25 protein-coding genes are annotated in these 26583 nt (G+C 30.6%); 19 read left to right on the top strand and 6 right to left on the bottom strand.

Annotation, left to right across the window (positions count from 1 at the left end; all coding sequences use genetic code 11):
• The first annotated feature begins 12 nt into the window (after positions 1-12).
• From ACWJJT_RS06070 to ACWJJT_RS06025, 10 genes are all read left to right on the top strand, one after another.
• Positions 13-2967: a Tn3 family transposase gene (locus tag ACWJJT_RS06070; RefSeq protein WP_462956362.1), complete on the top strand. Its 2955-nt coding sequence runs from the start codon at positions 13-15 to the stop codon at positions 2965-2967.
• Positions 2968-3149: 182 nt separating this feature from the next.
• Positions 3150-3323 carry a hypothetical protein gene (locus tag ACWJJT_RS06065; protein ID WP_220287634.1) on the top strand — a complete coding sequence of 58 codons (174 nt, stop codon included), beginning with the start codon at positions 3150-3152 and terminating at the stop codon, positions 3321-3323.
• A 2143-nt stretch (positions 3324-5466) separates the two neighbouring features.
• Entirely contained in the window at positions 5467-6144 is a 678-nt protein-coding gene (locus ACWJJT_RS06060; RefSeq protein ID WP_220287631.1) for a 5'-methylthioadenosine/S-adenosylhomocysteine nucleosidase, read from the top strand.
• Between the two features lie 957 nt (positions 6145-7101).
• The gene (locus ACWJJT_RS06055) at positions 7102-7713 is read left to right on the top strand and encodes a reverse transcriptase/maturase family protein (RefSeq protein WP_258280730.1); all 612 of its coding nucleotides are present in this window, start codon (positions 7102-7104) and stop codon (positions 7711-7713) included.
• A gap of 779 nt (positions 7714-8492) precedes the next feature.
• On the top strand, positions 8493-9737 hold the full coding sequence (ltrA, locus tag ACWJJT_RS06050; RefSeq protein WP_220287628.1) for a group II intron reverse transcriptase/maturase: 1245 nt from the start codon (positions 8493-8495) through the stop codon (positions 9735-9737).
• A gap of 52 nt (positions 9738-9789) precedes the next feature.
• A complete protein-coding gene (locus ACWJJT_RS06045) occupies positions 9790-10779 on the top strand; it encodes a group II intron reverse transcriptase (RefSeq protein WP_220287626.1) in 990 nt (329 codons plus the stop codon).
• Between the two features lie 668 nt (positions 10780-11447).
• Positions 11448-12272 carry a transposase gene (locus tag ACWJJT_RS06040; RefSeq protein ID WP_258280769.1) on the top strand — a complete coding sequence of 275 codons (825 nt, stop codon included), beginning with the start codon at positions 11448-11450 and terminating at the stop codon, positions 12270-12272.
• Between the two features lie 430 nt (positions 12273-12702).
• On the top strand, positions 12703-13233 hold the full coding sequence (locus tag ACWJJT_RS06035; RefSeq protein ID WP_216304632.1) for a hypothetical protein: 531 nt from the start codon (positions 12703-12705) through the stop codon (positions 13231-13233).
• Positions 13234-13463: 230 nt separating this feature from the next.
• A complete protein-coding gene (locus ACWJJT_RS06030; RefSeq protein WP_216304634.1) occupies positions 13464-13685 on the top strand; it encodes a helix-turn-helix transcriptional regulator in 222 nt (73 codons plus the stop codon).
• Complete coding sequence (locus ACWJJT_RS06025; protein WP_462956361.1) at positions 13666-14103, top strand: hypothetical protein; 438 nt, start codon at positions 13666-13668, stop codon at positions 14101-14103. The genes ACWJJT_RS06030 and ACWJJT_RS06025 overlap by 20 nt, the downstream gene beginning before the upstream one ends.
• Positions 14104-14486: 383 nt before the next feature.
• Here the strand turns inward: ACWJJT_RS06025 and ACWJJT_RS06020 are convergent, their stop codons facing one another.
• Both ACWJJT_RS06020 and ACWJJT_RS06015 read right to left on the bottom strand, forming a co-directional pair.
• Positions 14487-15947, bottom strand: a complete 1461-nt coding sequence (locus tag ACWJJT_RS06020; protein WP_268064022.1) for an IS1182 family transposase — start codon at positions 15945-15947, stop codon at positions 14487-14489.
• A gap of 187 nt (positions 15948-16134) precedes the next feature.
• Entirely contained in the window at positions 16135-16269 is a 135-nt protein-coding gene (locus tag ACWJJT_RS06015; RefSeq protein ID WP_258280728.1) for a hypothetical protein, read from the bottom strand.
• Between the two features lie 491 nt (positions 16270-16760).
• Between ACWJJT_RS06015 and ACWJJT_RS06010 the strand changes: the two genes are divergently transcribed.
• Positions 16761-17348: a recombinase family protein gene (locus ACWJJT_RS06010; RefSeq protein WP_462956360.1), complete on the top strand. Its 588-nt coding sequence runs from the start codon at positions 16761-16763 to the stop codon at positions 17346-17348.
• 305 nt (positions 17349-17653) lie between these two features.
• Here the strand turns inward: ACWJJT_RS06010 and ACWJJT_RS06005 are convergent, their stop codons facing one another.
• The 3 genes from ACWJJT_RS06005 to ACWJJT_RS05995 all read right to left on the bottom strand — a co-directional run bounded on the left by ACWJJT_RS06005 (position 17654) and on the right by ACWJJT_RS05995 (position 18653).
• On the bottom strand, positions 17654-17836 hold the full coding sequence (locus ACWJJT_RS06005; protein ID WP_216304601.1) for a hypothetical protein: 183 nt from the start codon (positions 17834-17836) through the stop codon (positions 17654-17656).
• Positions 17837-18100: 264 nt separating this feature from the next.
• Positions 18101-18319 carry a VOC family protein gene (locus tag ACWJJT_RS06000; RefSeq protein WP_216304600.1) on the bottom strand — a complete coding sequence of 73 codons (219 nt, stop codon included), beginning with the start codon at positions 18317-18319 and terminating at the stop codon, positions 18101-18103.
• 37 nt (positions 18320-18356) lie between these two features.
• On the bottom strand, positions 18357-18653 hold the full coding sequence (locus ACWJJT_RS05995; RefSeq protein WP_462956359.1) for a TfoX/Sxy family protein: 297 nt from the start codon (positions 18651-18653) through the stop codon (positions 18357-18359).
• A 212-nt stretch (positions 18654-18865) separates the two neighbouring features.
• On the opposite strand from ACWJJT_RS05995, the gene ACWJJT_RS05990 reads away from it, so the two are divergent.
• From ACWJJT_RS05990 to ACWJJT_RS05960, 7 genes are all read left to right on the top strand, one after another.
• A complete protein-coding gene (locus ACWJJT_RS05990; protein WP_216304598.1) occupies positions 18866-19732 on the top strand; it encodes a phospholipase A2 family protein in 867 nt (288 codons plus the stop codon).
• A gap of 153 nt (positions 19733-19885) precedes the next feature.
• Positions 19886-20197, top strand: coding sequence for a hypothetical protein (locus tag ACWJJT_RS05985; protein ID WP_216304597.1), 312 nt, complete (start codon positions 19886-19888; stop codon positions 20195-20197).
• A gap of 392 nt (positions 20198-20589) precedes the next feature.
• Positions 20590-21501, top strand: a complete 912-nt coding sequence (locus ACWJJT_RS05980) for an IS4 family transposase (RefSeq protein WP_462956358.1) — start codon at positions 20590-20592, stop codon at positions 21499-21501.
• Between the two features lie 19 nt (positions 21502-21520).
• Positions 21521-21688, top strand: a complete 168-nt coding sequence (locus tag ACWJJT_RS05975) for a transposase (protein WP_462956749.1) — start codon at positions 21521-21523, stop codon at positions 21686-21688.
• Between the two features lie 50 nt (positions 21689-21738).
• Positions 21739-22029 (top strand): hypothetical protein, encoded by a 291-nt coding sequence (locus tag ACWJJT_RS05970; protein ID WP_462956357.1) that lies wholly within the window; start codon positions 21739-21741, stop codon positions 22027-22029.
• A gap of 408 nt (positions 22030-22437) precedes the next feature.
• Complete coding sequence (locus ACWJJT_RS05965; RefSeq protein ID WP_216304616.1) at positions 22438-22965, top strand: helix-turn-helix domain-containing protein; 528 nt, start codon at positions 22438-22440, stop codon at positions 22963-22965.
• Complete coding sequence (locus tag ACWJJT_RS05960; RefSeq protein WP_462956356.1) at positions 22962-23948, top strand: alpha/beta fold hydrolase; 987 nt, start codon at positions 22962-22964, stop codon at positions 23946-23948. The genes ACWJJT_RS05965 and ACWJJT_RS05960 overlap by 4 nt, the downstream gene beginning before the upstream one ends.
• Positions 23949-24059: 111 nt before the next feature.
• Here ACWJJT_RS05960 and ACWJJT_RS05955 read toward each other — a convergent pair whose 3' ends face one another.
• Positions 24060-24680: a VanZ family protein gene (locus ACWJJT_RS05955; RefSeq protein WP_462956355.1), complete on the bottom strand. Its 621-nt coding sequence runs from the start codon at positions 24678-24680 to the stop codon at positions 24060-24062.
• A 371-nt stretch (positions 24681-25051) separates the two neighbouring features.
• Between ACWJJT_RS05955 and ACWJJT_RS05950 the strand changes: the two genes are divergently transcribed.
• A complete protein-coding gene (locus ACWJJT_RS05950; RefSeq protein WP_462956354.1) occupies positions 25052-26494 on the top strand; it encodes an IS4 family transposase in 1443 nt (480 codons plus the stop codon).
• Positions 26495-26583: the final 89 nt, after the last annotated feature.

Below are 26583 nucleotides of genomic sequence, written 5' to 3'. Positions count from 1 at the left end.
AGTAATTTTTATATGCTTTTAAACAGAAGAGAGTTGCTTACTCAGCAACAAAGAGAAGAACTTATAAGTATTCCATTTGAAAAAGATGAACATCAAATGAGTGTATTTTATATGTTATCAATTGATGATATTGAAATAATAAACAAACACAGAAGAGATTTTAACAAATTAGGATTTGCTCTGCAACTAGCTTTGCTTAGATATCCAGGCTGTTCTATATCTAACATAAAAAATATTCCTTATTCAATTGTTAAATATATTGCGGATCAATTAGATTTAGAGCCTGAGGTATTTAATTTGTATGCTGAAAGGGATACTACAAAAAGAGAACACTTAGAAGAAATATGCATTGAATATGGCTATAAAAATTTCTCAAAGGATGAAGATAAATTTCTATTTGAGGAAATCTTAAATTATGCTATGGAAAATGATAATTCAACTTTTCTCATAAAAAAGGCTTTAGAAATATTAAAGAAAGCTAAAATAATATTTCCTGCTATGATAACTATAGAAAGTATTGTTTGGTTTGCTCGTGAAAATGCTGATAACATTACATTTAAATCTTTAACAGAAAATTTGTCATCAGAGCAAAAAAATCGTCTTGATACTATATTAACGCCAATGAACGATACTATAACAACATATTTATCATGGATAAAAAGTGCTCCATTAAATCCTTCATCCAAAACATTTAAAGAAATAATTGAAAGAATAAACTATATAAAAAGTCTTCAAATAAATATTGATATAAAATCAATACATCCAAACAAATTACGCTATCTATCAAGACTTGGGTTTAAATATGATGCATATGCATTACGCCGTTTTGAGGAAATTAAGAGATATTCAATACTGGTAGTTTTTCTAACTGATTTAAATGGAGAATTAATTGATCAAGCTATTCAAGTACACTCAAAGCTTATGATTTCACTACATTCTAAAGGATTAAAGCTTAGGGATGAACTGAATGTAAAAAGTTCAAAATCCGCAAATGAAATAATGCAGCTTCATGTTAAACTTGTAAAAGCTATAGATACTGCCCTTTCAGAAAAGAAAGATATTTCAAAAGAGTTAGAAAATCTAGGAAAATGGGAAATATTTAAAGAATCTGCATATAGTGCTGAAAAAATAATACGTCCCTTAAATAACGATTATCTTGATTTGCTAGATAGTAGTTTTGGTAATTTAAGAAAATATTCTCCAATTCTCTTTAAAAATTTAGAATTTCATCCATCAAATAATTCTACATCCTTAATAAATGCTGTTAATGTCATAAAGGATATGAATGATAACAACAAACGGAAAATTCCTGACGATGCTCCTATAGAATTTATTTCAAAACGCTGGAAAAATCATGTATGTAATGAAGATGGCACAATAAATAAACGGTATTATGAAATGGCAGTTCTTACAGAATTAAATAATGCAATTCATTCGGGGGACATATGGATCAGTGACAGTAAGCGGCATAAAAATATAAACGAATATCTTATTAGCGATGAAGACTGGAAAAGTTCCTGCTTAAAGAATGAAGCGGGTATTTCGGTAAGTTTATCAATAGATGAGTATTTAAAAGAACGACAAGAAACGTTATTAGACAAGTTACAATATGTATCCCAAAACGCGAAAAATCTTGAAGATGTAAGTATTGATGGCGGTAAAATTTCACTAAAAAGATTGGAAAAGAAGGTTTCCGAAGAATCTGAAAAATTTAATTCTATGATTTATGGAATGATTCCTAAGATAAGTCTTCCTGAATTGCTTTTAGAGGTCTCAGAATGGACCCATTTCGAACAGCATTTAACCCATGCATCTACAGATAAGCCTCCTAAAAATGAGGAAATACCTATATTGATGGCAGCAATAATGGCACTTGGTACAAATATAGGAGCTCAAAAAATGGCAGATTCGACATCAGATATTACCTATGCTCAAATGGCAAATATATCAGAATGGAGACTCCATGATGATGCTTTAAAAAAAGCACAAGCTACTCTTGTAAACTACCAACACCACCTTGACCTAGCTCAGTACTTTGGAGATGGCACAACTTCGTCCTCAGATGGTATGCGTGTTGAAGTTGGGGTTTCCTCAATTTATGCTGATAAGAATCCGCACTATGGGATAGGCAAAGGACTTACTATGTATCGTCATGTAAGTGACCAATATTCTGCTTATAATATAAATGTAATTACTACTAATTCAAGGGATTCTCTATACTTGCTTGATGGTATATTGGGACATGAATCTGAGCTCCAAATAGAAGAACATTATACTGATACAGCTGGATACACAGATCAAGTATTTGGGTTATTTCATTTATTTGGAATTAGATTTGCTCCAAGAATAAGAGATTTATCAGAATGTGTTTTGTTTTCATTTAATGATACTGAGGAGTTCTATAAAACGATTAAGGATATTGTTAAAGGTCGTATAAATGTTAAATCAATAACTGATGATTATGAATCTGTATTAAAATTAGCACATTCAATATTTATAGGTAAAGTTTCAGCATCCTTAATCCTAGAAAAACTAGGTTCCTACTCAAGAAAAAATAGTATGGCAAAAGCTTTAAGGGAAATGGGTAAAATAGAAAAAACAATATTTATATTAGAATATATATCTGATAAAAACTTTAGAAGACGCATTCAAAGAGGACTAAATAAAGGAGAAGCTATGAATGCTTTGGCAAGGGCTATTTTCTTTGGTAAATTTGGAGAATTTAGAAGGAGAGCATTACAAGGACAACTGCAAAGTGCCAGTGCTTTAAATATTATAATCAATGCAATAACAATTTGGAATTGTGTTTATTTAAATAAAGCTATTGATTATCTAAAGTGTAATGGTGGATTTGACGAAAGTCTCTTAAATAATATATCACCACTTGGATGGAAGCATATAAACTTTTTAGGCGAGTATAAATTTAATTTAAATCAAAATGGATATTTAAAAGAATTAAATCTTTAAATAAAGCGCTTTAAATCCTAAAATATTGCATTTATGGGGCTGCATTTCTCTTAGCGTACGAAATATCATTTTCGCGTACGCTACCCCAGTAAGCTATGGTACAATTATGATGTAATTGTATTACAGTGTGTACTTAATTGAGTAAGCACAAATTATTTATATTAGTTGGGAGGACATTTGTTATGAAAAAAGAATACAAAGTAAAAGGAAAAATATCACTTATGATATCTGCTCTGATTTCGCTCATAATGGGATTATTGAATATAAAATCTGGTCACTATTTTTATGCGATTAGCATCTTAATAGTGTTTGTTTTGGTTTCTGTTGAAGTATTTAGAAAATTTGAGAATGAATAGATTACATAATAGCCCCAGAGTGAAAGTAACACAATTGATATTGTGCTACTTTCACTCTGGGGCTATTTAAAATGGTGCACTTATACACCATTAACATAGTCCGCGCGAAATTTTGAAAAAATTTATAAAAATAAAAACGTCATGCGTGTAAAAAATAAATTTAAGAAATTCTAAAAGTGAATATAGAATTTAGATATAAAAATGAAAAAGGCCACTATTAGATTTATAATAGTGACCTTTAAAAAATCTTTAATAAATAAGTTATCAAGTAATCTACTAATAACATTATTTTTACCTATGTTTTTAAGATATATTCTTATTGATATTTAACAATGGAATAAAACAATAACGTCTTCTCAAAACCGACTTGTCGGCTCGTTTTTGCTTGCAAAAGTTTTTAGAAGTAAGTTGACCGCAGGGAAAGTTAAGGTAGTTTTATTCCTTATTGTATACCGAAGGTGTCCTATGTACCTAATATAACTTGTAATAGCCTAACTTCCAAAGCTATTACCACATGTACATTTTTTCTCTTTGTGATGAAATACACAAATATAGTTTTTTTACATGTGCTATTGGGTTAATTAAAATTCAACTAAAACTTAATTAACTTAGACATGTTGACAAATAAATGCATGCAATTAAAAAAGTAAATTTATTTACGGTCGCTTGCGATTTTTTATTGCTGTTTTGTGTTTATTTGTCAACATACTTTTTGAGTGAAACTGTAATATCGTATATCTATTGAGGATGCTATGTTTGTTATGTAAAAACATAGTCCGTTTTGAATGAAATTGGAATTGATTCATGTAGTTTCAGTAAAAATGTATATGAATTTGTAATGTTTACCTAAGTATATTTTAATACTATTTAATGATTATGTCCACTTATAAAATGCAAAACAGGCATACATATATCAATTTTTTATGTTTTTTAGGGGTTTATCCTTATCCTCTCGGAGAGCACGAATTTTACGATAGTAAAGTATAATGTGCTATACTTTACTCCGTAAAATTTAGGTCGCTTCGCTCCTTTTTAGAATAAACCAACTAGTTAAATTCTAAAATAAATTCTATATGTCTATTATAAAAGCTATATGGATCTTATTTTATATTATTATCTTAATGGCAAGGGATAAATGCGACATAGATAATATCTCTGTCGCAACAAATACGAATAAAGCATACAAAATAGAGCTGTCAGGAGTTTCACACGATACTATAAATAAGATAAAAGTTATTAATACAGCTAAATAAAATTAAAATACCGTTAATCATAAATCTGATGAATGGATAACTCCAACTAACACTCATTGCCACATGATCTACTTTGAACCAGGAGCAACATGCTATAAACGTAAGATATGTAGAAAGGATTTTGTATTATTATCATAGCGCATTATGACTATGGCTAAGGATAGATATTTAGTTTGTACTTACTGTAATAGGTTGGTAAAGCTACAGATAGTTTAAAATAATGTATGCAAGAACACAGTTATAAGAGATTTTGCGGAGTTATATGACAGAAATAAAACCTTTGAGCATAATAAATATACTCAAAGGTTTTATATTTTATATTCTTATGTTTTATACCATATGGAGTTAAAAATCTCCATATGGCCAAAACATTACTTTATATTTTTCTTCCCAAATTTAATAATTAAACTTATCTTGCCTTTAATAATTCTAAACTCGAAGGATAAGTTATTAAAAATATAAGGGAGTATCATTGTAAGTGTGGCCAGAATAAATTGATACTTATTCATGGCTTACTCCTTTTGTTACATAATTAATCAGATAACAAAATTTAGTATACACCTTTAAAGGGGTATAAAATACAGGAAATGATTGGTAGATATACTTATAGGGGCCAAAGGCTTGTTTTTATGTATAAAAGTAAATATAATTTTAAAAAACTTGATATATTTGTGATAGTAAAAAAACACAAATGCCGTGAAATTAAGCTTTCACGACATTGTGTTTTTTTGATACCTAATATATAACGTGTTTTTTATCTTCTATATAACAAAACATATTCTAATTTATATATATATATTTATGGAAATTATAGTATAATTAAGCAAATATTTATGTTGTAATCGTAAAATAAGGTGGCGTAAATATATTTATATTATGAGGTGAATAAAGTGAAAAATATAGGAATGATTGTGGCTGTTGAAATAGAAGCAGTATTAAATAAATATGGGGTACCGATTAAAACATTAGAATTTGCAGGATATTCGGTATATCAATATAAATTAGGTGAAAATAATTTATTTGTTATACATAGTGGAGCAGGGGAAATTGCGGCTGCTATGACAACACAGTTTTTAATATCACAATTTAGAGTGAATTTTATTGTAAACTTTGGTGTTGTAGGTGGTTTGACACATGAGATGTCATTAGCAAGAACGTGTATTGTTGAAAGTGTTGTCCACTATGATTTTGATACATCAGAGGCGGATGGATGTGATGTTGGAAAATATCTTGAATATCCGAGTATTTATATATCTACAACAAAAGAAATCATGGATAAAGCGCTTGAAAGTGAGCCGTTGTTAAGAAAAGTAATTTGTGCTTCGGGAGATAAATTCATTGCAAGAAAAGAGAAAAAAGAAGAATTGCATAATATTTTTAATGCAGATATCTGTGAAATGGAGGCTGCTGGAATTGTGTTGACTTGTAATAAAAACAAAATTCCATGCTTATTGATAAAAACTGTATCTGACAGCATTACTGGTGGAGTTAATGAATTCAAAAATGCAGTTAATGAATCCGCAAGAATTTGTATAGAGATAACAAACAAAATCCTTAATAAGTATTGAGGTTGCAGCAATATTACGATCTTAAATGTCGTGAAAGTCTATTTTCACGTCATTCGGGTACAGCCGACATACGTGGTGCGTCCCGACAGGGCGTATATTCTAGCAGGTGGGAATCCTGTCAAGGTAAGATTTAGCAAATCGCTTTGTATCGAGTCTTAGAGATGTTGCGGTAACGTAACATTTTAAGGGTAGACAGAAAGTTAGCGAGGTAGAATTGACTGGGTGTGCGACCTTTTTAGTTAGCGAAAACGTTGTGTAGTAGTGACGATAAGCTTTCTAGGCTGATAGAATAGTTACTTAAGAAATGGTTTCTGTTAGTTAACTGATATTTTCGAGTCCGGCATAGGAGCCAATAATCTTATGGATACTGAGGCTTACTAATACTCCTGCCAGCGTTGCAGTAATGTAATGTTGCGAAGCATAGGTGAAGACGGAGACACTGGCTGTAAAGTCACACTTCGGGTACTGTTGCATATGAATATAATTTCCTTGTTGTTAAATTTCGTAATCAATGATGCCTATCCCTAGTTCAGATGGGAGGTTGAATTAATTTTTCTACTTCAATGTATATACCTGGGTACAGATGGAGGATAACCTTATGGTGGTTATAGATTAGGTGTAAAACCTAACCAGGTAAGAACTGAGAAAAACGGAGTAAAGAGGAGTTCTAAGTGCAATATTTAAGGAGAATATATCGGTAAAGGTGATTGACCTAACGGATAAGGATTAATAAGTCGATTCTGTAATGTTTGAGGACTAGTTGCACCGAAAGGGTAAGCTAAGAAAGAATATTAATAGGTTAACAGAGGGGCCGTAGTACCGCTTGGATATCATATTAAGAAATGTGGTAAAGGAAAGGGCCTTAGACGTTTTAGTGTATAAAATTATTTTTGTAAATTCTAATTCGCCAAATTAGATGAAAGAGACTATTCGTACAGAAAGGAGGTGGAGCCTCCTATGAGTACAAACAATATTTATTATGTAGATATGAAAAAAAGATTTGAAAATTTCCAGAATAATGGAATAGATATGCGTAAACTGCACGAATTAGTTTGCTCGGAAGAGAATGTTATGTTAGCAGTAAGACAATTAGGGAAAAGTAAAGGTCGTATGACAAAAGGCCCTGATGGCTCAAACTATGATACTTTAACGGAACGATGTTTTTGTGAACTAGCAGTAATAGTTAGAGAGACACTATATAACAAGAAAATGGATTATGTAAAACGTGTGTATATTCCTAAGGGGAATGGAAAGAGAAGACCAATAGGTATTTGCAGTGTGTGGGACAAACTAGTTGAGAAATGTATACAATTAGTTCTAGAACCGTACTGCGAAACTAAATTTGTTCCTAGTTCATTTGGATTTAGGGAGCAAGTATCTACACATAATGCAATAGCTAAAGTTAAAAATCAATGCACAACTATGCCTTATGTATTATCAGTTGATATGGAAGACTATTTTGGATCATTAGATGCTGATGTAATGTATAGAGAGTTATGGAGTATCGGTATTAAAGATAAAGTGATTTTGAATTATATATATCGTTTCATTAAAAAAAGGATACTTTGAAAAAGGGTGTAAGATATATGACCCTAAAGGAAGTGCACAAGGAAGTATATTAGGACCTTTACTATCTAATATTTATTTGCATAGATTTGACGTTTGGTTAAGAGACCAAGGTGATGATTGGCATGATAAGAGTACGAAAAAGTTTGTTAATAGTAATGGTAACTGTAGAAGAAATATGAGATATACTAATTTGAAAATTGGTATTCATGTAAGATATGCTGACGATAGTGCGCCACGAAAGCGTGGTAATCAACTCGCAAGAGTTGATTAATATAGCTGTGCTATACAGATGATGGAGGAAGGTCCTCCGAAATCGCCATGCAGGTGGAGATTTCAAACTACCTTAAGGTGCTGTAATCAAAAGTTATGGTGCTTAGCGTTAAGGAAAAGGCAGAGGTAAATCTGTCAAGTATGTACTAAAGAGATGAACGAGCATGTGAATCACTTACGAAAATGTCGAAAGCGTAGAGACTCCATCAAAACCAGGGGGTAGTCGTTAACTTGGGATAAGCCTAGAGGAAACCTGTTTACTGGCTAGGCGGTGGGCGGCATAAAGGTGGCATGACTTTAGTATGGGCATTTGTATGGAACGTGGGAACCTACGGCTTGATGTTAAGAGAGTATTTCAAGCAGAAGAACTGTGAGAAAAGAGTATCGATGCAAGCATAGGGGCAGATTGGGTCGTAGTAGTGAAGAAACTTCTGTAATGGAAGTGGAGCGAAGGACTTCAAGTTATTCAGTTTCAGAAATAAGTCAACTTTGAAAAGGAGGAGGAGCTTATGACAGAAACAAAGCCGTTTAATATTTCTAAAAGAGCTGTAGTTACAGCTTACGAAAAGGTGAAAGCAAACAAGGGAACATATGGAGTTGATGGACAGTCAATTGAAGATTTTGAAAAGAACTTGAAAAATAATCTATATAAAATCTGGAATAGGATGTCATCAGGAAGTTACTTTCCCCAACCTGTAAAAGCAGTTGCAATTCCAAAGAAAAGTGGAGGAACTAGATTACTAGGGATACCGACTGTTGAGGATAGAATTGCACAAATGCTAGTTAAACTATACTTTGAACCAGAAGTAGAGACTATGTTTTATGAGGATTCCTACGGATATAGACCTAATAAATCTGCAATACAGGCACTTGATGTTACAAGAAAAAGGTGTTGGAGGAAAGATTGGGTCCTTGAATTTGATATAAAGGGACTATTTGATAATATCAAACATAACATTTTAATTAAAATGGTAAAGAAACATACAAATGAAGAATGGATTATTCTATATATTCAAAGGTGGTTAACTGCACCATTTCAAATGGAAACGGGAAAACTAGTGCCAAGAATTTCTGGAACCCCGCAAGGGGGTGTCATAAGTCCAGTACTTGCGAATCTGTTTTTACATTATGTGTTTGATGATTTTATAACAAAAGAATTCAAAACAATTCCGTGGGCAAGATACGCAGATGATGGAATAGCACACTGTGTATCCCTAAAACAGGCTAAATATCTACAAAGACGGTTGCAAGAAAGGTTCGAAGAATACGGATTGCAACTGAACCTTGATAAAACAAAGATTGTATACTGTAAAGATGATGATAGAAAGGGAGATTATCCAAATATATCATTTGACTTTCTAGGGTATACATTTAAGCCTAGAGGCGCAAAAAGTAAATATGGAAAGTATTTTACAAGTTTCTTACCAGCGATAGCAGATAATGCAAAGAAAAGAATTAGGAAAGAAGTAAGAAGTTGGAGAGTACAGTTGAAGGTAGATAAAGACTTGTGGGATATATCAAGTATGTTTAATAAAAAGATACAGGGGTGGATTAACTATTATACACATTTCTATAAAACGGGAATGTATTCAGTATTAAGATATATCAATAATGCTTTAGTAAAATGGGTTCGAAGAAAGTATAAGAAACGAAAACATAAACGAAGAGCAGAATATTGGTTGGGAAGTATTGCGAAAAGAGATATAAATTTGTTTGCACACTGGAAAATGGGAATATTACCAACGACTGAATGATGGGAGCCGTATGAGCTGAGAGGTTCACGTACGGTTCTGAGAGAAACTAAGGGTGAAGTTCCCTTGGTTTACTTACTTTAAAGTCTTCTGTAGAGATTATAAATCAGCCCAAAGGGTTTTTATTGCTGTAAAGCAGTGGCTAAAAGAAAGATTAGGTCTTGATATAAGTCCTGAAAAATCTAAAGTTACCAATCTCAGAAAGAATTACACTGAATTTCTAGGAATTAAACTAAAAGCAACACCTAAAAAGAATAAGTATGTCTGCAAATCTCATATGACTAATAAAGCAATAAATGAAACTATCAAAAATTTTAAAGATAGCATCACGAGAATTCAACAAAATTCTAGCATTGAGCAGGTTAATAAATTTAACAGCCAAATATTAGGAAAGCATATTTATTATAATATGGCAACTCATATAAGTGAAGATTTTAGTAAAATTAGTTTCTTAGTCACAAAAATCCTATACAACAGATTGCACAAACTAAGTAAATTTGAAGGTGTAAAAGGCAAAACCTATATGAGATATTATGGGAATTATAACCTTAAAACATATTTTATTAGGGGCAGACCTATCTTCCCTATTGCAGGTATCAAAACAAATCCTACTATGAGTTTTAACCAAGATACCTGTAACTATACTGAACAAGGAAGATTAAAAATACACAAAAATCAAAAATGTGTTAATGCAGAAATATTGAGATATCTTATGATAAATCCAGTAAGAGGACAATCGGTAGAATACAATGACAACAGACAAAGTTTATACACTGCCCAGAAAGGTTGCTGTGGAGTTACAGGGAAACCTTTAAAAATTCATAGTATGGAATATCATCATAAAATACCTAAAGAAAAGGGAGGAACAGATGACTATAGCAACCTAATATTGCTGAATCATCACGTACATAAACTTGTTCATGTAGTTGTAGAAAACACAATTAATAAATATATAGTAAATCTCAATCTTGATGAAAAGGCTCTTAATAAGATTAATTCACTTAGACAGAAAGTCGGAAATTCTAAAGTTCTACTAACTAAGTAAAATAAATTAAAATTCTTGATGGAACGCCGTATGAAGTGAAAGTTTCACGTACGGTGTGGACTGGGGAAAAGGTAGCGATAATTTCAAAGCCTTACCTATCAGTATCTTACTCACTGCCCAGAAGTAAATTAATCTATTAAAGTACCTAATCATTAATTTTTCTATTTAGTCTTAGTAGCAGTCAGTAAACTAGTCCAAAGCAAATGAAATATTCCCCCTTCCCCCAAGGGTAACAAGCCCTACTGCAATGCAGCAGGACTTGTTTTTGTCTTCAAAATACTAATATTTAAAAAAATCTACATGTTTTAAAGGTAAAACCTCGCGACCCTCGGGTGAAAAATGGACAGGTTTTTCACCTCAGATTAACATATCAGTAACTTTTGTTTCATGAATTTAGAGTTTCAATAAAACAAATTTATAATAGAGGTCAAAAAACTCGTCCATTTTTCACGGCAAATAGACAGGCCTACCCGCCACTTCGTCCCTCAGTAGCTAGGCTCGTCCATTTGCCAGCATCCTACAAGTTTTAAAAAAGTAATTAGTTATCATGTTTTCCTTCTTGGATATCGAAATATTATTATAGTAAATAGATTTTATAAAACTTTATTATAATAATTATTATATTTTATATCTACTATAGTTACTAGTAGTATAGAGATTTCGGAAGGATAAGTTATTTTTTGGACATAGAAGATAGAGAAGCGTTTTACATATCAAGACTCAAACCTAATATAGCAGTATATATAGAAAATAAGGATATAGAGTACTATAAGAATGGCGCTCCTAAAAAATCAAGCCTTTTTAAAAGAATCTATATTTCTGACATAATGAAACAGATGGGCGAGGGGGACCGTTATGAAATTAAGGATGTCTATGTAGGCAAGGAAAAGACGCTAAAAACAAGGCTTATTTTATATAAACTAACAAATGATCAATTGAAAAAAAGAACAGAAAAATCTGTGAAGAATGCTAAAAAAAAGGGTATAGAAAAAAGTAATAATACGATTGAATTATTAGGTATATCTATTTATATAACGAATATTAAGGAAGAAGTTTTAAGTTCAAAGCAGGTTCATGAGTTTTACAGTTTAAGATGGCAGATCGAAATAATATTTAAAACGTGGAAATCCATATTTAGTATACAGGTTGTAAAGTTAGTTAAAATAGAACGGTTTCAATGTCAGCTTTATGGAAAACTTATTTTGCTACTAATAAGCTCTGCTGTAATGTTTAAAATGAGGACTTTAGCTTTAGAAAATAAAGGCCTTGAAGCCAGTGAAATTAAAACTTGTGAAATAGTTCATGAATATATTGATAGTCTATATTTTGAGCTTATCAAATTCCCTAATAAAGTTCTCGATACCTTAAAATTAATATTTGAAAATGTAGTTAGGAATGGTCTGAAATCTCATAAAAAGGATAAGAAAACTGTTTTTGATATTCTTGGAGTTTGTTATAAATTAACATCATCGCAGGCTAAAGTTGCAGCATAAAACAACTTGATAAAATTGTAAAAGCCCCACTATATACGTGGCTTTTTTTGGTGTACCCTAAAATTGTTTGAATACTATTGTACACTTAAAATTTACCATTAAAATTTATCAAAATAAATTTCGATGGTAAAATATAGTATTTAATAATGACTTACTAATATTCAATATGGCTTAGCTTGATGGCTATGGTGCCATACCCCTATATGAGACTATTATAAGCAATTTAAGAAAAAACAGTTACCTATTTCAATTAAATTGAATTTATGGTAACTGTTTTTCTTTAATGGGACTTTTGCACAAATCGCGAGCACTACCCCTACAGGGTCACGAAAACCACATTTTTATATTGAATTATACGGTTTAATGGTATATTATATTAAATAAGGAATAATTTTTATATTTAATATAATAAAAAGGAGTGAATATTAATATGCATAAAAAACTAATTTCATTATGTTTGATTTGTAGCTTACTTGGGAGTAGCGCTACTGTTTTTGCAGCGACAAATAGTAATTATACAGTGAATGTATCTTCAATAAATGCCACTACTGTAACTAAATCTACTACTGCAACACAAAATGAGGCAATTAAAACTCAAATGAAAATTAATGAGACAATTGCTAATAAGGCACTTGCTAATAAAGGAAATGCTAAAGATATAATTGATAATGGCTCTGTCAGGAATACAAGGAGTGTCCCATCAGCAGCTGCTAAAAAGGCTGTTAAAGCAGCTGCAAAATGGATGAAAGCTAATAAGGCTAAAGTTATTAAAGCTATCCCTGCTCCATTAAAAAAGTATGTTACTTTTGATGCATTAACTAAAGCTATTGATGCTTATACCAATTATTCCGATTCAATTCATAATTTCTTAACGAGTGTTGTTGACAAGATGTTACCTGAATGGGCAGAAATTTCAATACCTGGAATTGTAGCTTTACTCGAGTTACTTTTACCATTTTAATAAAATCACACTAGAATCTCATATTTGGACAAGCTTAATAGTGTCGAGTTTTTAATATGATATGAACTGCTTGTAGTTCATATCATATTAAAAAAATATAAAAGAGTAAAACTTATTGATTTAGGTTTTGCTCTTTTATATTTTTTGTGTTGACAATACAATATGTTTATATTATCATGAAGCTAACTTCACGTCAAGTAAGCTTCATATTGTGGAAAGAAGGTGGATTGTTGAAAAATAAAATTAAAGAATTACGAATAAAAAAAAATATGACACAGCAACAATTGGCTGACTTGGTTTTCGTTTCAAATAGAACTATTATATCTCTTGAAAAAGAGCAGTATAATCCATCTATTATGTTGGCATATAAAATTGCACTTGTTTTTAATACTACCATAGAAAAATTATATGATTTGGAGGGGAATTTAAAAAATGAAAAAAAAGATATATAATAAAAAAGGTTTTTGGAGTGGTGTTTCTTTTATTTTATTAGCAGTTGGCTATATTATAATCTTGATAAATAATTGGGATAATATGAATTTAATAAGAAATGGTAAAAGTATTTTATTCACTATTATTTGTGCGTTAATTGGTATTGTGCAAATATATAGAGGAATAGATAGTAAGTGTGCAAAAGATGATCATCAGGACGATGATGAAAGAAAAAAACTGGTTATACTCAAAACTGAAAGTAGCACTTATAAAATTACATTTAATATTAGTATTGTCTTAACTTTATCATTAGCAGTTGCCATAGGAGTTACTAAAAATAATAATTTATCAGGTGTTTTTGTAGGAGTAGCAATTATGCCAACTATTATGATTATTTCTTATATGTTTGCTAATTATTATCATAATAAACGCAATTAAATCATAATAAATATACCAATGAAAATACAACTAATTTATTAGTTGTCAGGGTTTGGCACATTCAGTTATACGATAGCATTTTAAATTATGAATAACTTAATTTTGAATGTTACTTAATACTAATATTTGATATTGTTATGTAATATATTACTTTTAAGTACACCTAGATGCCGTTACTGCCTCATACTAACATACCGTTTCCGGAGGATAGGCAAAAACTCCCAAGATGTTATATTGAACCAAAAAAGCCACAGTAAAAATAGAGGCCGCTGAAAAAAGCACTCTTTATTTAGTAGAGTTTTCAAGCTTGAATAGAAAAAGCATGAGATATCCATATTTGGGATATCTCATGCTTTTTATTTTATAATTAAGTTTTAAAAGCCCTATTTCATGCTTTTCAACTTAATTATTCTCTTTAGATTCACAGTGAAGATTGATAATGCACCTTGCATTTGCATGCTAATTAAGCCTGACGATATTGCTACATCATAGCTATGTTGGTGCTTAAGTTCACTGTTTTTAGCCTCTATCATATAACGTTCCCTAGCTCGTTTTTTAAAATATTCACTTTTTTCGAACTCTATTTGATCTTTGTGAGTATTTGACTTTATTGAAACTGAATAAGTTTTAGATTTAGCGCCTTCTTTATAACACCCATCTTTATGAACACAATTTTTACACTTTTCTACATTAAAATAGTAGGTTAGCACTTGATTTTTACCAACATTCTTCTTTCCCTGTTTTGCTTTTTTAATAGCCATATGACCTGCCGGACATACAAATAAACCAGCATCTTTATTAAACTCAAATTCATCTTCTTTTTTTCGCATTCCTTGTGAAATTACAGGATTTAGTCTTGAAATTAATGCAATTTTATTTTCTTTTGTATATTCTAGGTTTTTCTTTTCAGAATAAGCTGTATCTCCAATTACTTCATTTACATCTATACCAGCCTCACGGCTTTTTTCTATTAAGGTTATGAGCTCCTTTCCATCACTTTTTTCGCCAGTTGTAATAACAGCTGCTGTAATTAAACGTTCTTCACTCATAGCAAGGTGTGATTTATATCCAAAAAAAGAACTATCCTCAGTTTTATGCCCCACTTTTGCATCCTCATCTTTTGATATTTTTAGATTTTCTAAGTCATCATTAATAGCTTCAATTAAGTAGTTTAATTTAGTTTTCACAGCTGGATTTGCTGCAGTTTCTGGCTTCTCGTTTATGGTATCAATTAATAATTTGCAGTACTCAAGAATATCTTCAAGTACTCCAGTTGTAACTTTATTAGGTAACTCTTCTTTAATACCAGGATGTACTCCGTACAATGTTTTTCTTAAGTTTTTTGCACGTTTCAATAATTCCTCGCTTGCTGACTTTTGGTTATAACGTGACTTGGTATGCGTAGCATCAACTATTATTGCTTTACTTTTTAAAACTCCCTCTTTTATAGCAAGTTCTACAGTCTTGTTTATTAATAAATCCAATAAATTCATGTCTTTAAGGCGAAGCTTTCTAAATTTAGTTAGTGTACTTGAGTTTATTAAATTTGTTTCTTCTGGGGCTAAATTTAGAAAATATTTAAAGGACATGTCATAAAGAGTTCTTTCAACAACATCTTCATCAGACAATTCATATATTACTTTCAAAAGTAAATATTTAAATAGCATTATGGGGTTAATAGCACCTCTACCCATAGATGAACTATAGTTAATCATCAATTCGTCATAAACAAATGAAAAGTCAACAAGGTCATTAATTTGCTTTAAAATGTTATCTTTCGGAATAATTAACGAATATAAGCTATGGTATGTATTTATTTTTATTTCCAATTGTCCTTTTAGCATAATAGTTTAGCCCCTTTTATTTTATTCTACTATACTAATTCGACATATCTTTTAAAATTCCTTTTTGTTTTTTAGTCTTTTATATAAAAAAATCGCCATCTTTAATTAGATGACGATTTTTCATATAGTTTTTCAGTGGCCTCTAAAAATACTGTGGCTTTTTTGGTAATCTGCAATGAATGTATTATTATACTGGTCTACGTTCTAATACTTTTATTTTAATTTCATGTTTCCCAGTAACTTCTTCAAGTACCTCAACAATTTCTTTAACCTGTTTTACATCACTCGAAACATTTTTTATCGCTGTTTCTGATATATCCATTTTCTCCAATATGGGGTAGTGCTCGCAAAACGCGGATTTTATACGTTAAGACAGTTATTACCAAAAAAACTTTTATCAAAACATTCTGAGTTAGAATTAATACCTAATAGTTCTAACTCGAAAAAATATATAACATCAGTGTAGATTATTGATATATCTAGGGTTTAATCACTAAATGATAAGCTCTTATTTTTTTTACTCAAAACAAGTTAGTTAAAGTTCAGTTATAGTATTGATAATGCTAACTAAAACAGTAAGAAAAACATTAAATTAACACGAGTATATTTAATATTCTCTCTGAATTTATCGCCATTTTGGTAATATGTGTCTTAACGTGGTAAATTTACGCTTAGCGATATAAGAAAATGTATAAAATCTTAATGTCATAACTTAACAGTATTGACACCTATAAAACGCTTACGTATAATCAAAGGATTGGACGGTGTCAAAACTTACAGTCAAAACGATATGATATAAAGGAGTTATGAATTGTGATACTAGGTTATGTAAGGGTAAGTACAAAAAAACAATTAAAAGAAGGTCATTCCATAGAGGTCCAGACGAGGGATATACTAGATAGATATAATGGTGCGGAAATAAGAGTAGAACAGTACACAGGTACTACAACTGATAGACCTATATTCAATAAATTGATAGAGGATTTAAAACAGGGGGATACCTTAGTAGTTACTAAACTAGACAGATTGGCTAGAAATACTGTAGAAGGCATTAGCATAGTTCAAGATCTATTTAATAAAGGAATATCTGTCCATGTAATTAATATTGGACTGCTAGAGAATACAAGTATGGGTAAATTTTTTTTAACTACACTATTAGCAGTTGCCGAGATGGAGCGTTACACAATTATTGAACGTACCCAAACAGGCAAAGCAATTGCAAAAACTAAAGAAGGTTTTAAAGAAGGTAGACCTAAGATATATACATCAAAACAAATAAATAATGCGATTGAGATGCTAAAAAACAATTCATATACAGAAGTTGCAGCGATAACTAGAATAAGTAAGTCAACACTATTCGAGAAGTTAGGAAAAGAAAGGTTAAATAAGTACATTGTGTAATATTGGAGATTTTAAATTCGAAAAATATGGATATCATTATTTTCGGTTCTTATACCGGTTTTCTGTTCCGTTACTACACAACCCCCGAGTATACAAAGGTCAAGGCAAAATCATATTATACCTTAAATTGGATATAAACAAAATTAAAAACACTCAACATAATAAGTAAACAACAAATGCCGTGAAATAATAAAATTTCACGGCATTTGTTGTTTATGCACATCTAGCCTATAGGCTCAATGTGAAAGTAACACAATTACATTTGTGTTACTTTCGCTAATCCAATCCATTTTACAAATTTGATTTTATCTTATTACAAATTTAAAAATTGAAACCCCAAAAGCAAGTATCGCAGCAAATAAACTAACTTTAGCAACCTCTTTATTTTTCTTCCAATTCTGAATGACTTGAATTAACATTGACACACCCACCAATGGCACAAATACATCTGTTTGTGTTTTACTCCAACTACCTCTCACTTTTCCCATTGTACCTCCAATACGATTAATTATTATTTTATTATCTAAAACGCAATAATCTACAAGTTCATCATAAAATATATATTTAACTATAACATAATTACCATAAATTAAATATATTTACAATTTAAAAAATCAGTAGTAAGCCTCAATGTGAAAGTAACTCAATTGGTATTGTGTTACTTTCAGAATATCAATATACACTTAATAAATTAACCCCATATCATTAGATATGGGGTTAGTTGAGACAAAATATTTGAAAAATATGTATTACTAAAACTCCAACATATCATTTTTATCAAATGTAAAATTAGGTCCCCATGCAACTTCCCAATGGTATCCGTCAGGATCAGAAAAATAGGCATGATATCCTCCCCAAAATACATCCTGTGGCTCTTTTTCGATTTTCGCTCCTGACCTTCTTGCCAGTTCAATGACCTCACATACTTCTTCCTTGCTTTTAGCAGTATATGCAACTGCATTCAGTACCACAACAACTAAAACTACTCATTTCTGGAATTCTCATCTTTTATTTTTTTATCTTTTTCTTTTTTGGTTTTGGTTCGGGTAATTCCTCATACATAGTTACTACCATTTGTTTTAATATCTCACTATTATCGGCAATATCTACATGCAACATTGGCTTTGCTCCATCGTATGGACTTTCTGAAATGCTATCAGGCATATAATGTTTACTTGCTTTAGTGATTTTTTCCATAAAGCCTGTTCCGTAGATTCCACCAAATATTCTACATTTATAATAAAACAAGTAACCACCCATCATAGGTATAGATTTTATATCTTCCAATCCTTCTAATTGATCCATTATGGGGTAGTGCTCGCAATTTGTGCAAAAGTCCCATTAAGGAAAAACAGTTACCATAAATTCAAGTTAATGTAAAACTCAATGCTAAATAAGGCTTTTTAATATGTTCGAAGATATATTTCACATAAAAACATTAAGTTGTATTAATTGTAAAATACTGATAGTATATACTTGTAATGTCAACAAAAATATTTTTGAAAGGATGGATTTATATGTGTTCAAAAAAATTAAAAATATTTCTTACCTCGTTAGTTTTATCGGGAGGATTAATAGTAAATAATTTAAGCACAACAGTATTAGCACTGGATTTAAATAACCCTAGTTGTAATTCTTATGAAAATGGGAATGATAAAAAAACTTCTTCTTATGAAGAAATGATGTTAGAAGTTGCAAATTCAAAACAAATAGATTTAAACTCTCTTAGTACTCTAACACAAACTGAATTAACCGAATTAAAAAATAAAGCTGATAATGATACTGTGTTTAAAACATTAATTGATGAATTGTATAATAATGGAACAATAAAATCTAAGGACTATATTGTTAATAAATCTAGTAAAATATCCGGCGAAGATTATCAAATATCCATTATTAGTTTTTCGATAGATAAAGATTCTATTATATTTATTAGTACAGATGATGGCTATTCTTCATATGCTATGATACAAGAAAAGATAGAAAATAATGGAGTTTTTAAATTATACGATTTACAAGATAATAAGTTAAACTTAATTGATCATATTAAATATGATCAAAATTCACAAAAATTATCAAACGTTATTAGTATACCCACATCTAAAAAAGGACTAAGTACTCTTATGTCTCTTAAGTTCCCATTTTATGGTAAATGGTGTGGCCCGGGATATAGTGGACCAGGTACCCCCATTGATAATATAGATAATTGCTGTAAAACACATGATAATTGTTACGGTGGAGGTGGAAATAAAAAAAACTGTGACATGCAACTAGTATCCTGTTTAACAAATGTAGGTAAATATCCCAAACTAACAGCCAAGCAAAGAGCAGCTATAATTGCAATGGAAACATACTTTATGTCGCTATATTCACATGATAATTAAGTAAAATGGTAGTTAGATAGATTTTTTTATATAAAAATCATTTTAGTTATATTATTACCTGAGTGAGAACATATTCTAAAAATTAAAGATGCTGAGTTTTTTGAAACATTCAAAAGTAATTGAGTAAATATTTGTGATAAAGGAGACAATTTAATGAAAAATAAACACTATATGAAAGGTATTAGTAAAGTATTTGCTATAACTTCTATAAGTATATCATTAACTATGATTATGCTTATGTTAAACGGACTTTTTCAAATAATACCGTGTCAAAATTCAGGGGGATTAATAGTGTTCATGACACCTATTATAAGTATAATAGGTGGTGTTTTAGCTTCTATATCACTAAAAATACACCCTAACATATTGGCAAAATTAGGCATAATTACGAATATTGTATCGTTAATATTGGTAATGTTAATTATGGGTAGTCTTGGCACCACTGCATCATTGCTATTTTGTTAAATCATAATAATGCAAAAGTTTCATTGGCAATTCAAGGTTTGATTGTTACCGAAGCAGAAACGAAACTCCTAGAAGATTATCTTAAAGGGATAGTGCTCGCAATTTGTGCAAAAGTCCCATTAAGGAAAAACAGTTACCATAAATTCAAGTTAATTGAAATAGGTGACTGTCTTTTATTAGATTGATTTTAATGGTCTCATATTATTTACTAAATCATAATCACAATTATCATCAAAATTATACTGTCCAATAAAATTTATATGTTCCCATCCTAGGGGTACGGCAACATAGCCATCAAGCTAAGGGAAGTCTATGAAAATAAAGCCCCCCCATTTGTAAAAATGTTATCATTTAAAAGATAACAAAAACACATCAATGGGGGTAATTTACAAATGATAGAAGAAAACTTAAAATTGGATAAAGATATAAAACATTTTGCAGCTGAAATTAAAAGATGTTTTTCAAAAGAGGAGATTGAAGAAATAGCTAGAGTAACAGGCTTTGTGAAAAGAAAAGGTAAAATTAAAGCATGGGAATTCGTTTGCTTATGCTGCTTTATGGATGCAGAGGTCGCGAATAATACACTTGTTACCTTATGTACAAAACTTAGTGCAAAAATAGGAATAGTTATTTCTAATCAAGCATTAGATCAACGTTTAAATGAAAGATGTGTGGAATTTTTAAAGAAGATTTTTGAGAACCTGTTGCGCCAAACAATAACAAATAATACTTGCATACCAAGTGTATGGGATGAACATTTCAAACGAATAAGAATACTTGATTCTACTGCTTTTCAAGTAACAGAAAGCTATAAAGATATTTATCCTGGATCTGGTGGCTGCTCTCAAGCTTCAGGTGTAAAAATACAACTAGAATATGAATTGAAATCTGGAAATCTTCTTAATATACAAGTAGGAGCTGGCTCAGGAAGCGACAATACTTTCGGGAGCAAAATAAGAGATACTATCAAATCTGGGGATCTTATTTTAAGAGATCTTGGTTATTTCAACTTTGAAGATTTTTTGGACATAGAAGATAGAGAAGCATTTTACATATCAAGACTCAAACCTAATATAGCAGTATATATAGAAAATAAGGATATAGAGTACTATAAGAATGGCGCTCCTAAAAAATCAAGCCTTTTTAAAAGAATCTATATTTCTGACATAATGAAACAGATGGGCGAGGGGGACCGTTATGAAATTAAGGATGTCTATGTAGGCAAGGAAAAGACGCTAAAAACAAGGCTTATTTTATATAAACTAACAAATGATCAATTGAAAAAAGAACAGAAAAATCTGTGAAGAATGCTAAAAAAAGGGTATAGAAAAAAGTAATAATACGATTGAATTATTAGGTATATCTATTTATATAACGAATATTAAGGAAGAAGTTTTAAGTCCAAAGCAGGTTCATGAGTTTTACAGTTTAAGATGGCAGATCGAAATAATATTTAAACGTGGAAATCCATATTTAGTATACAGGTTGTAAAGTTAGTTAAAATAGAACGGTTTCAATGTCAGCTTTATGGAAAACTTATTTTGCTACTAATAAGCTCTGCTGTAATGTTTAAAATGAGGACTTTAGCTTTAGAAAATAAAGGCCTTGAAGCCAGTGAAATTAAAACTTGTGAAATAGTTCATGAATATATTGATAGTCTGTATTTTGAGCTTATCAAATTCCCTAATAAAGTTCTCAATACCTTAAAATTAATATTTGAAAATGTAGTTAGGAATGGTCTGAAATCTCATAAAAAGGACAAGAAAACTGTTTTTGATATTCTTAGAGTTTGTTATAAATTAACATCATCGCAGGCTAAAGTTGCAGCATAAAACAACTTGATAAAATTGTAAAAGCCCCACTATATACGTGGCTTTTTTTGGTGTACCCTAAAATTGTTTGAATACTATTGTACACTTAAAATTTACCATTAAAATTTATCAAAATAAATTTTAATGGTAAAATATAGTATTTAATACTGACTTACTAATATTCAATATGGCTTAGCTTGATGGCTATGGGGTAGCGCCAACATTTCCGACAAAACCCACGTTAAGACATAAAATGGATAAATGTTTTACAATTCACTCACGTTAAGAAATAGTACTGTAAGATATAGGTATTAATAAAGCTTGTTGCCTTTTTACAACAAGCTTTATTTTTGTGAATTAAAAATACATATTGACTAATCCCAAAAGCGGTATTATAATCACATTTGAAACCAATTTGGAGGTGCTTCTATGAAAGATATAAACAAAATCCTTATGAATCCTGTTCGCATGAGAATATTACAGTATTTTTCTACACATAAAGTAGCAACAGCAGGAGAATTAGTAGATTTTATAACTGATGTGCCAAGAACAACATTATACCGCCATATTAACATTCTTGCAGAAAACAATCTTATTAATGTAGTGGATGAAAATAGAATAAGAGGAGCTGTTGAACGAACTTATGCACTTAATATAGCTACTATATCAAACGAGAACACATTGGAAAATGCTACCCGAAATGCATACGGATTTTTGATGAATCTTTACTCAAAGTTCGAACAGTATTTTAACAGCACCAAAGCCGATCCTCTTCGTGATAAGCTATTTTTGAACACGGCGGTACTTTTAATGAGTGATGAGGAATTTGATACGTTTTTAGGTGAAATCAATGCTTTAATGAGTCAACATTTAAACAATAAGACTTCTGAGAAACGAAAATCGAGAAATATTTCGATAATATCATCTCCTGATATAGACTCAGAGGTTATTTTATGAAAATAAAATGTAAAAAGAGAGGAAAAAAGATTATGATGATTTTTGGTATTATATTGGGAGTAATAGTGAGTATAAACATCGTCGGATTTATTGTAAACACAATCTTTTTCAAGGACGAGCTTAAAAGTATTGAGCCTTACGGTCAAATGGTTGAAGTAGATGGCAAGAAAATGCACGTCTTTTCTATGGGCAGTAGTAAAAGTACTATTGTACTTTTACCTGGATGGGGCACTGCCCTTCCAAGTGCTGATTTTGCTCCTCTGATGAGGAAGCTAAGCAAGGATTATACCGTTGTATGTATTGAATATTTCGGTGTTGGTTTCAGTGATCAGACAGATGCTCCAAGAACAAACGAGAATTATACAAAAGAAATTCGTACTGCATTGTCAGGGGCAGGCTTTCACGCACCGTATATTTTGATGCCTCATTCTGTTTCGGGTATTTATTCTGAATATTATGCTGCAAAATATCCTGATGAAGTATCAGCAATCGTTATGCTTGACACGACCTCAACTGCCGCAATCCCTGAAGGGAATGCGCCAAGTATTATATACTCTATCTCAAAGCTTAGCCAGTCGTGCGGGTTGACACGAATTACCATGCCACTGGTTCCTGAAACCAAGCTTATTAAAAATGGTTACATTGAAAAAGAGATTACTGACTACAAAAAATTCGGTTACCACTTAATAAACGATACGATGATTAATCAGTCATCGTTGCTTCTTGACAACATCAAAGAAGTAAATAAGCTTAAATTTCCTACTGACATTCCGGTACTAAAAATTATATCAGAGCAAACGCTTAATGGGATGGCAAAGAAGAATAAGGATGATGGTATGGGGTATCAAAACGCTCATTTAGCACGACTTGGTAATAATGCAACATATAAAGTTCTTAAGGGAACAACCCATTATATTCACCAAACACATGCTGATGAAATTGCGGAAATTACAAAGACATTCATTAACAATGTCAAAAAATAAATTTCATGGAAAAACAAGTAAAACTAGCACCATAAACGGTCATTTATGGGACTCTAGCAAAAAAAATAAAGCAAGAGCATTTCTACCCTTGTTAATCTTTTATTCATTTTTTCAACCTAAAAATGTACTTATAATTGGAATCGCAATGTATAGATAAGGTTCTAATTTAATAGCCATACTATCATTAGAAGAAATTTCAATTACTGTTTTATTAGCAAGTTTATGAAAAATTTTGCTTATAATATTGAAAATAATCCAACCACAAATAGTTCCTATGGTATTCATTATTAAATCATTAATATCTGATGCACGATGTGGAACAAACAATTGACCAATTTCAATAATAATTGAAAATAATATTCCATTACATAATGTCGGTAATAATTTTCTATACTTTTTCCATAATGTTGGCAATAAAAATCCAAAAGGCATAAAAAATATTATATTAAGTATAGAAGAAATTTCAAATCCATCGTTAAAAGGTACTAAATTTATAATGGGATTAAATATTGGCCTGTTTAATCTTGAAAGTCTTTGCCAGTCGCTCAAATAAGGAAATCCTACTACTTCTGTTAACGAAATCATAAGATATAATATAAAAAGATATCCAAAAAAGTAATGTTGCCATTCTATTTTCTTTTTAAGACTTTTACTATTTTTGTTTAAAAATATATTTAAAATAGTTATTAGAAAAATTGATATTATCATTGATATTATAAAACTTTTTACCATAAAAATCTTTCCCCCCTGGTTTAATCGTTATATATATATAACGATTGTAAAATATAAAACACTTCAAAATAAAATACGATTGTGAATTAACTTACAAGTAAAGTATAACAGTATGTATCATATGTCACTATTACTTAGAGTAAATTTTTTTAATAATCTATTAAAGTGGTTTTTATAAGAAGTGGCAGCTTTAAGTTAATAAAAAAAGCTTAAAACATTACATAATATGGGAAGTGGCCCATTTTTACATGAATGGTTGCCGTACCCCATAGCCATCAAGCTAAGGGAAGTCTATAAAAATAAAGCCCCCCATTTGTAAAAATGTTATCATTTAAAAGATAACAAAACACATCAATGGGGGTAATTTACAAATGATAGAAGAAAACTTAAAATTGGATAAAGATATGAAACATTTTGCAGCTGAAATTAAAAGATGCTTTTCAAAAGAGGAGATTGAAGAAATAGCTAGAGTAACAGGCTTTGTGAAAAGAAAAGGTAAAATTAAAGCATGGGAATTCGTTTGCTTATGCTGCTTTATGGATGCAGAGGTTGCGAATAATACACTTGTTACCTTATGTACAAAACTTAGTGCAAAAATAGGAATAGTTATTTCTAATCAAGCATTAGATCAACGTTTAAATGAAAGATGTGTGGAATTTTTAAAGAAGATTTTTGAGAACCTGTTGCGCCAAACAATAACAAATAATACTTGCATACCAAGTGTATGGGATGAACATTTCAAACGAATAAGAATACTTGATTCTACTGCTTTTCAAGTACCAGAAAGCTATAAAGATATTTATCCTGGATCTGGTGGCTGCTCTCAAGCTTCAGGTGTAAAAATACAACTAGAATATGAATTGAAATCTGGAAATCTTCTTAATATACAAGTAGGAGCTGGCTCAGGAAGCGACAATACTTTCGGGAGCAAAATAAGAGATACTATCAAATCTGGGGATCTTATTTTAAGAGATCTTGGTTATTTCAACTTTGAAGATTTTTTGGACATAGAAGATAGAGAAGCATTTTACATATCAAGACTCAAACCTAATATAGCAGTATATATAGAAAATAAGGATATAGAGTACTATAAGAATGGCGCTCCTAAAAAATCAAGCCTTTTTAAAAGAATCTATATTTCTGACATAATGAAACAGATGGGCGAGGGGGACCGTTATGAAATTAAGGATGTCTATGTAGGCAAGGAAAAGACGCTAAAAACAAGGCTTATTTTATATAAACTAACAAATGATCAATTGAAAAAAAGAACAGAAAAATCTGTGAAGAATGCTAAAAAAAAGGGTATAGAAAAAAGTAATAATACGATTGAATTATTAGGTATATCTATTTATATAACGAATATTAAGGAAGAAGTTTTAAGTTCAAAGCAGGTTCATGAGTTTTACAGTTTAAGATGGCAGATCGAAATAATATTTAAAACGTGGAAATCCATATTTAGTATACAGGTTGTAAAGTTAGTTAAAATAGAACGGTTTCAATGTCAGCTTTATGGAAAACTTATTTTGCTACTAATAAGCTCTGCTGTAATGTTTAAAATGAGGACTTTAGCTTTAGAAAATAAAGGCCTTGAAGCCAGTGAAATTAAAACTTGTGAAATAGTTCATGAATATATTGATAGTCTATATTTTGAGCTTATCAAATTCCCTAATAAAGTTCTCGATACCTTAAAATTAATATTTGAAAATGTAGTTAGGAATGGTCTGAAATCTCATAAAAAGGATAAGAAAACTGTTTTTGATATTCTTGGAGTTTGTTATAAATTAACATCATCGCAGGCTAAAGTTGCAGCATAAAACAACTTGATAAAATTGTAAAAGCCCCACTATATACGTGGCTTTTTTTGGTGTACCCTAAAATTGTTTGAATACTATTGTACACTTAA

It is taken from the genome of Clostridium sp. CM041 (assembly GCF_055081035.1).
The sequence above is the reverse complement of the archived record's forward strand: the minus strand, read 5'-3'. Positions and strand labels throughout refer to the sequence as shown.

What these genes read in the sequence shown, in the direction of transcription:
- ACWJJT_RS05995 (WP_462956359.1), bottom strand. Translation starts at nt 18,653, where the DNA reads ATGGATCAATTAGAAGGATTGGAAGATATAAAATCTATACCTATGATG.
- ACWJJT_RS06065 (WP_220287634.1), top strand. Translation starts at nt 3,150, where the DNA reads ATGAAAAAAGAATACAAAGTAAAAGGAAAAATATCACTTATGATATCT.
- ACWJJT_RS06070 (WP_462956362.1), top strand. Translation starts at nt 13, where the DNA reads ATGCTTTTAAACAGAAGAGAGTTGCTTACTCAGCAACAAAGAGAAGAA.
- ACWJJT_RS05990 (WP_216304598.1), top strand. Translation starts at nt 18,866, where the DNA reads ATGTGTTCAAAAAAATTAAAAATATTTCTTACCTCGTTAGTTTTATCG.
- ACWJJT_RS05960 (WP_462956356.1), top strand. Translation starts at nt 22,962, where the DNA reads ATGAAAATAAAATGTAAAAAGAGAGGAAAAAAGATTATGATGATTTTT.
- ACWJJT_RS06055 (WP_258280730.1), top strand. Translation starts at nt 7,102, where the DNA reads ATGAGTACAAACAATATTTATTATGTAGATATGAAAAAAAGATTTGAA.
- ACWJJT_RS05955 (WP_462956355.1), bottom strand. Translation starts at nt 24,680, where the DNA reads ATGGTAAAAAGTTTTATAATATCAATGATAATATCAATTTTTCTAATA.
- ACWJJT_RS05980 (WP_462956358.1), top strand. Translation starts at nt 20,590, where the DNA reads ATGATAGAAGAAAACTTAAAATTGGATAAAGATATAAAACATTTTGCA.
- ACWJJT_RS06005 (WP_216304601.1), bottom strand. Translation starts at nt 17,836, where the DNA reads ATGGGAAAAGTGAGAGGTAGTTGGAGTAAAACACAAACAGATGTATTT.
- ACWJJT_RS06015 (WP_258280728.1), bottom strand. Translation starts at nt 16,269, where the DNA reads ATGGATATATCAGAAACAGCGATAAAAAATGTTTCGAGTGATGTAAAA.
- ACWJJT_RS05950 (WP_462956354.1), top strand. Translation starts at nt 25,052, where the DNA reads ATGATAGAAGAAAACTTAAAATTGGATAAAGATATGAAACATTTTGCA.
- ltrA (WP_220287628.1), top strand. Translation starts at nt 8,493, where the DNA reads ATGACAGAAACAAAGCCGTTTAATATTTCTAAAAGAGCTGTAGTTACA.
- ACWJJT_RS06020 (WP_268064022.1), bottom strand. Translation starts at nt 15,947, where the DNA reads ATGCTAAAAGGACAATTGGAAATAAAAATAAATACATACCATAGCTTA.
- ACWJJT_RS05965 (WP_216304616.1), top strand. Translation starts at nt 22,438, where the DNA reads ATGAAAGATATAAACAAAATCCTTATGAATCCTGTTCGCATGAGAATA.
- ACWJJT_RS05985 (WP_216304597.1), top strand. Translation starts at nt 19,886, where the DNA reads ATGAAAAATAAACACTATATGAAAGGTATTAGTAAAGTATTTGCTATA.
- ACWJJT_RS06035 (WP_216304632.1), top strand. Translation starts at nt 12,703, where the DNA reads ATGCATAAAAAACTAATTTCATTATGTTTGATTTGTAGCTTACTTGGG.
- ACWJJT_RS06025 (WP_462956361.1), top strand. Translation starts at nt 13,666, where the DNA reads ATGAAAAAAAAGATATATAATAAAAAAGGTTTTTGGAGTGGTGTTTCT.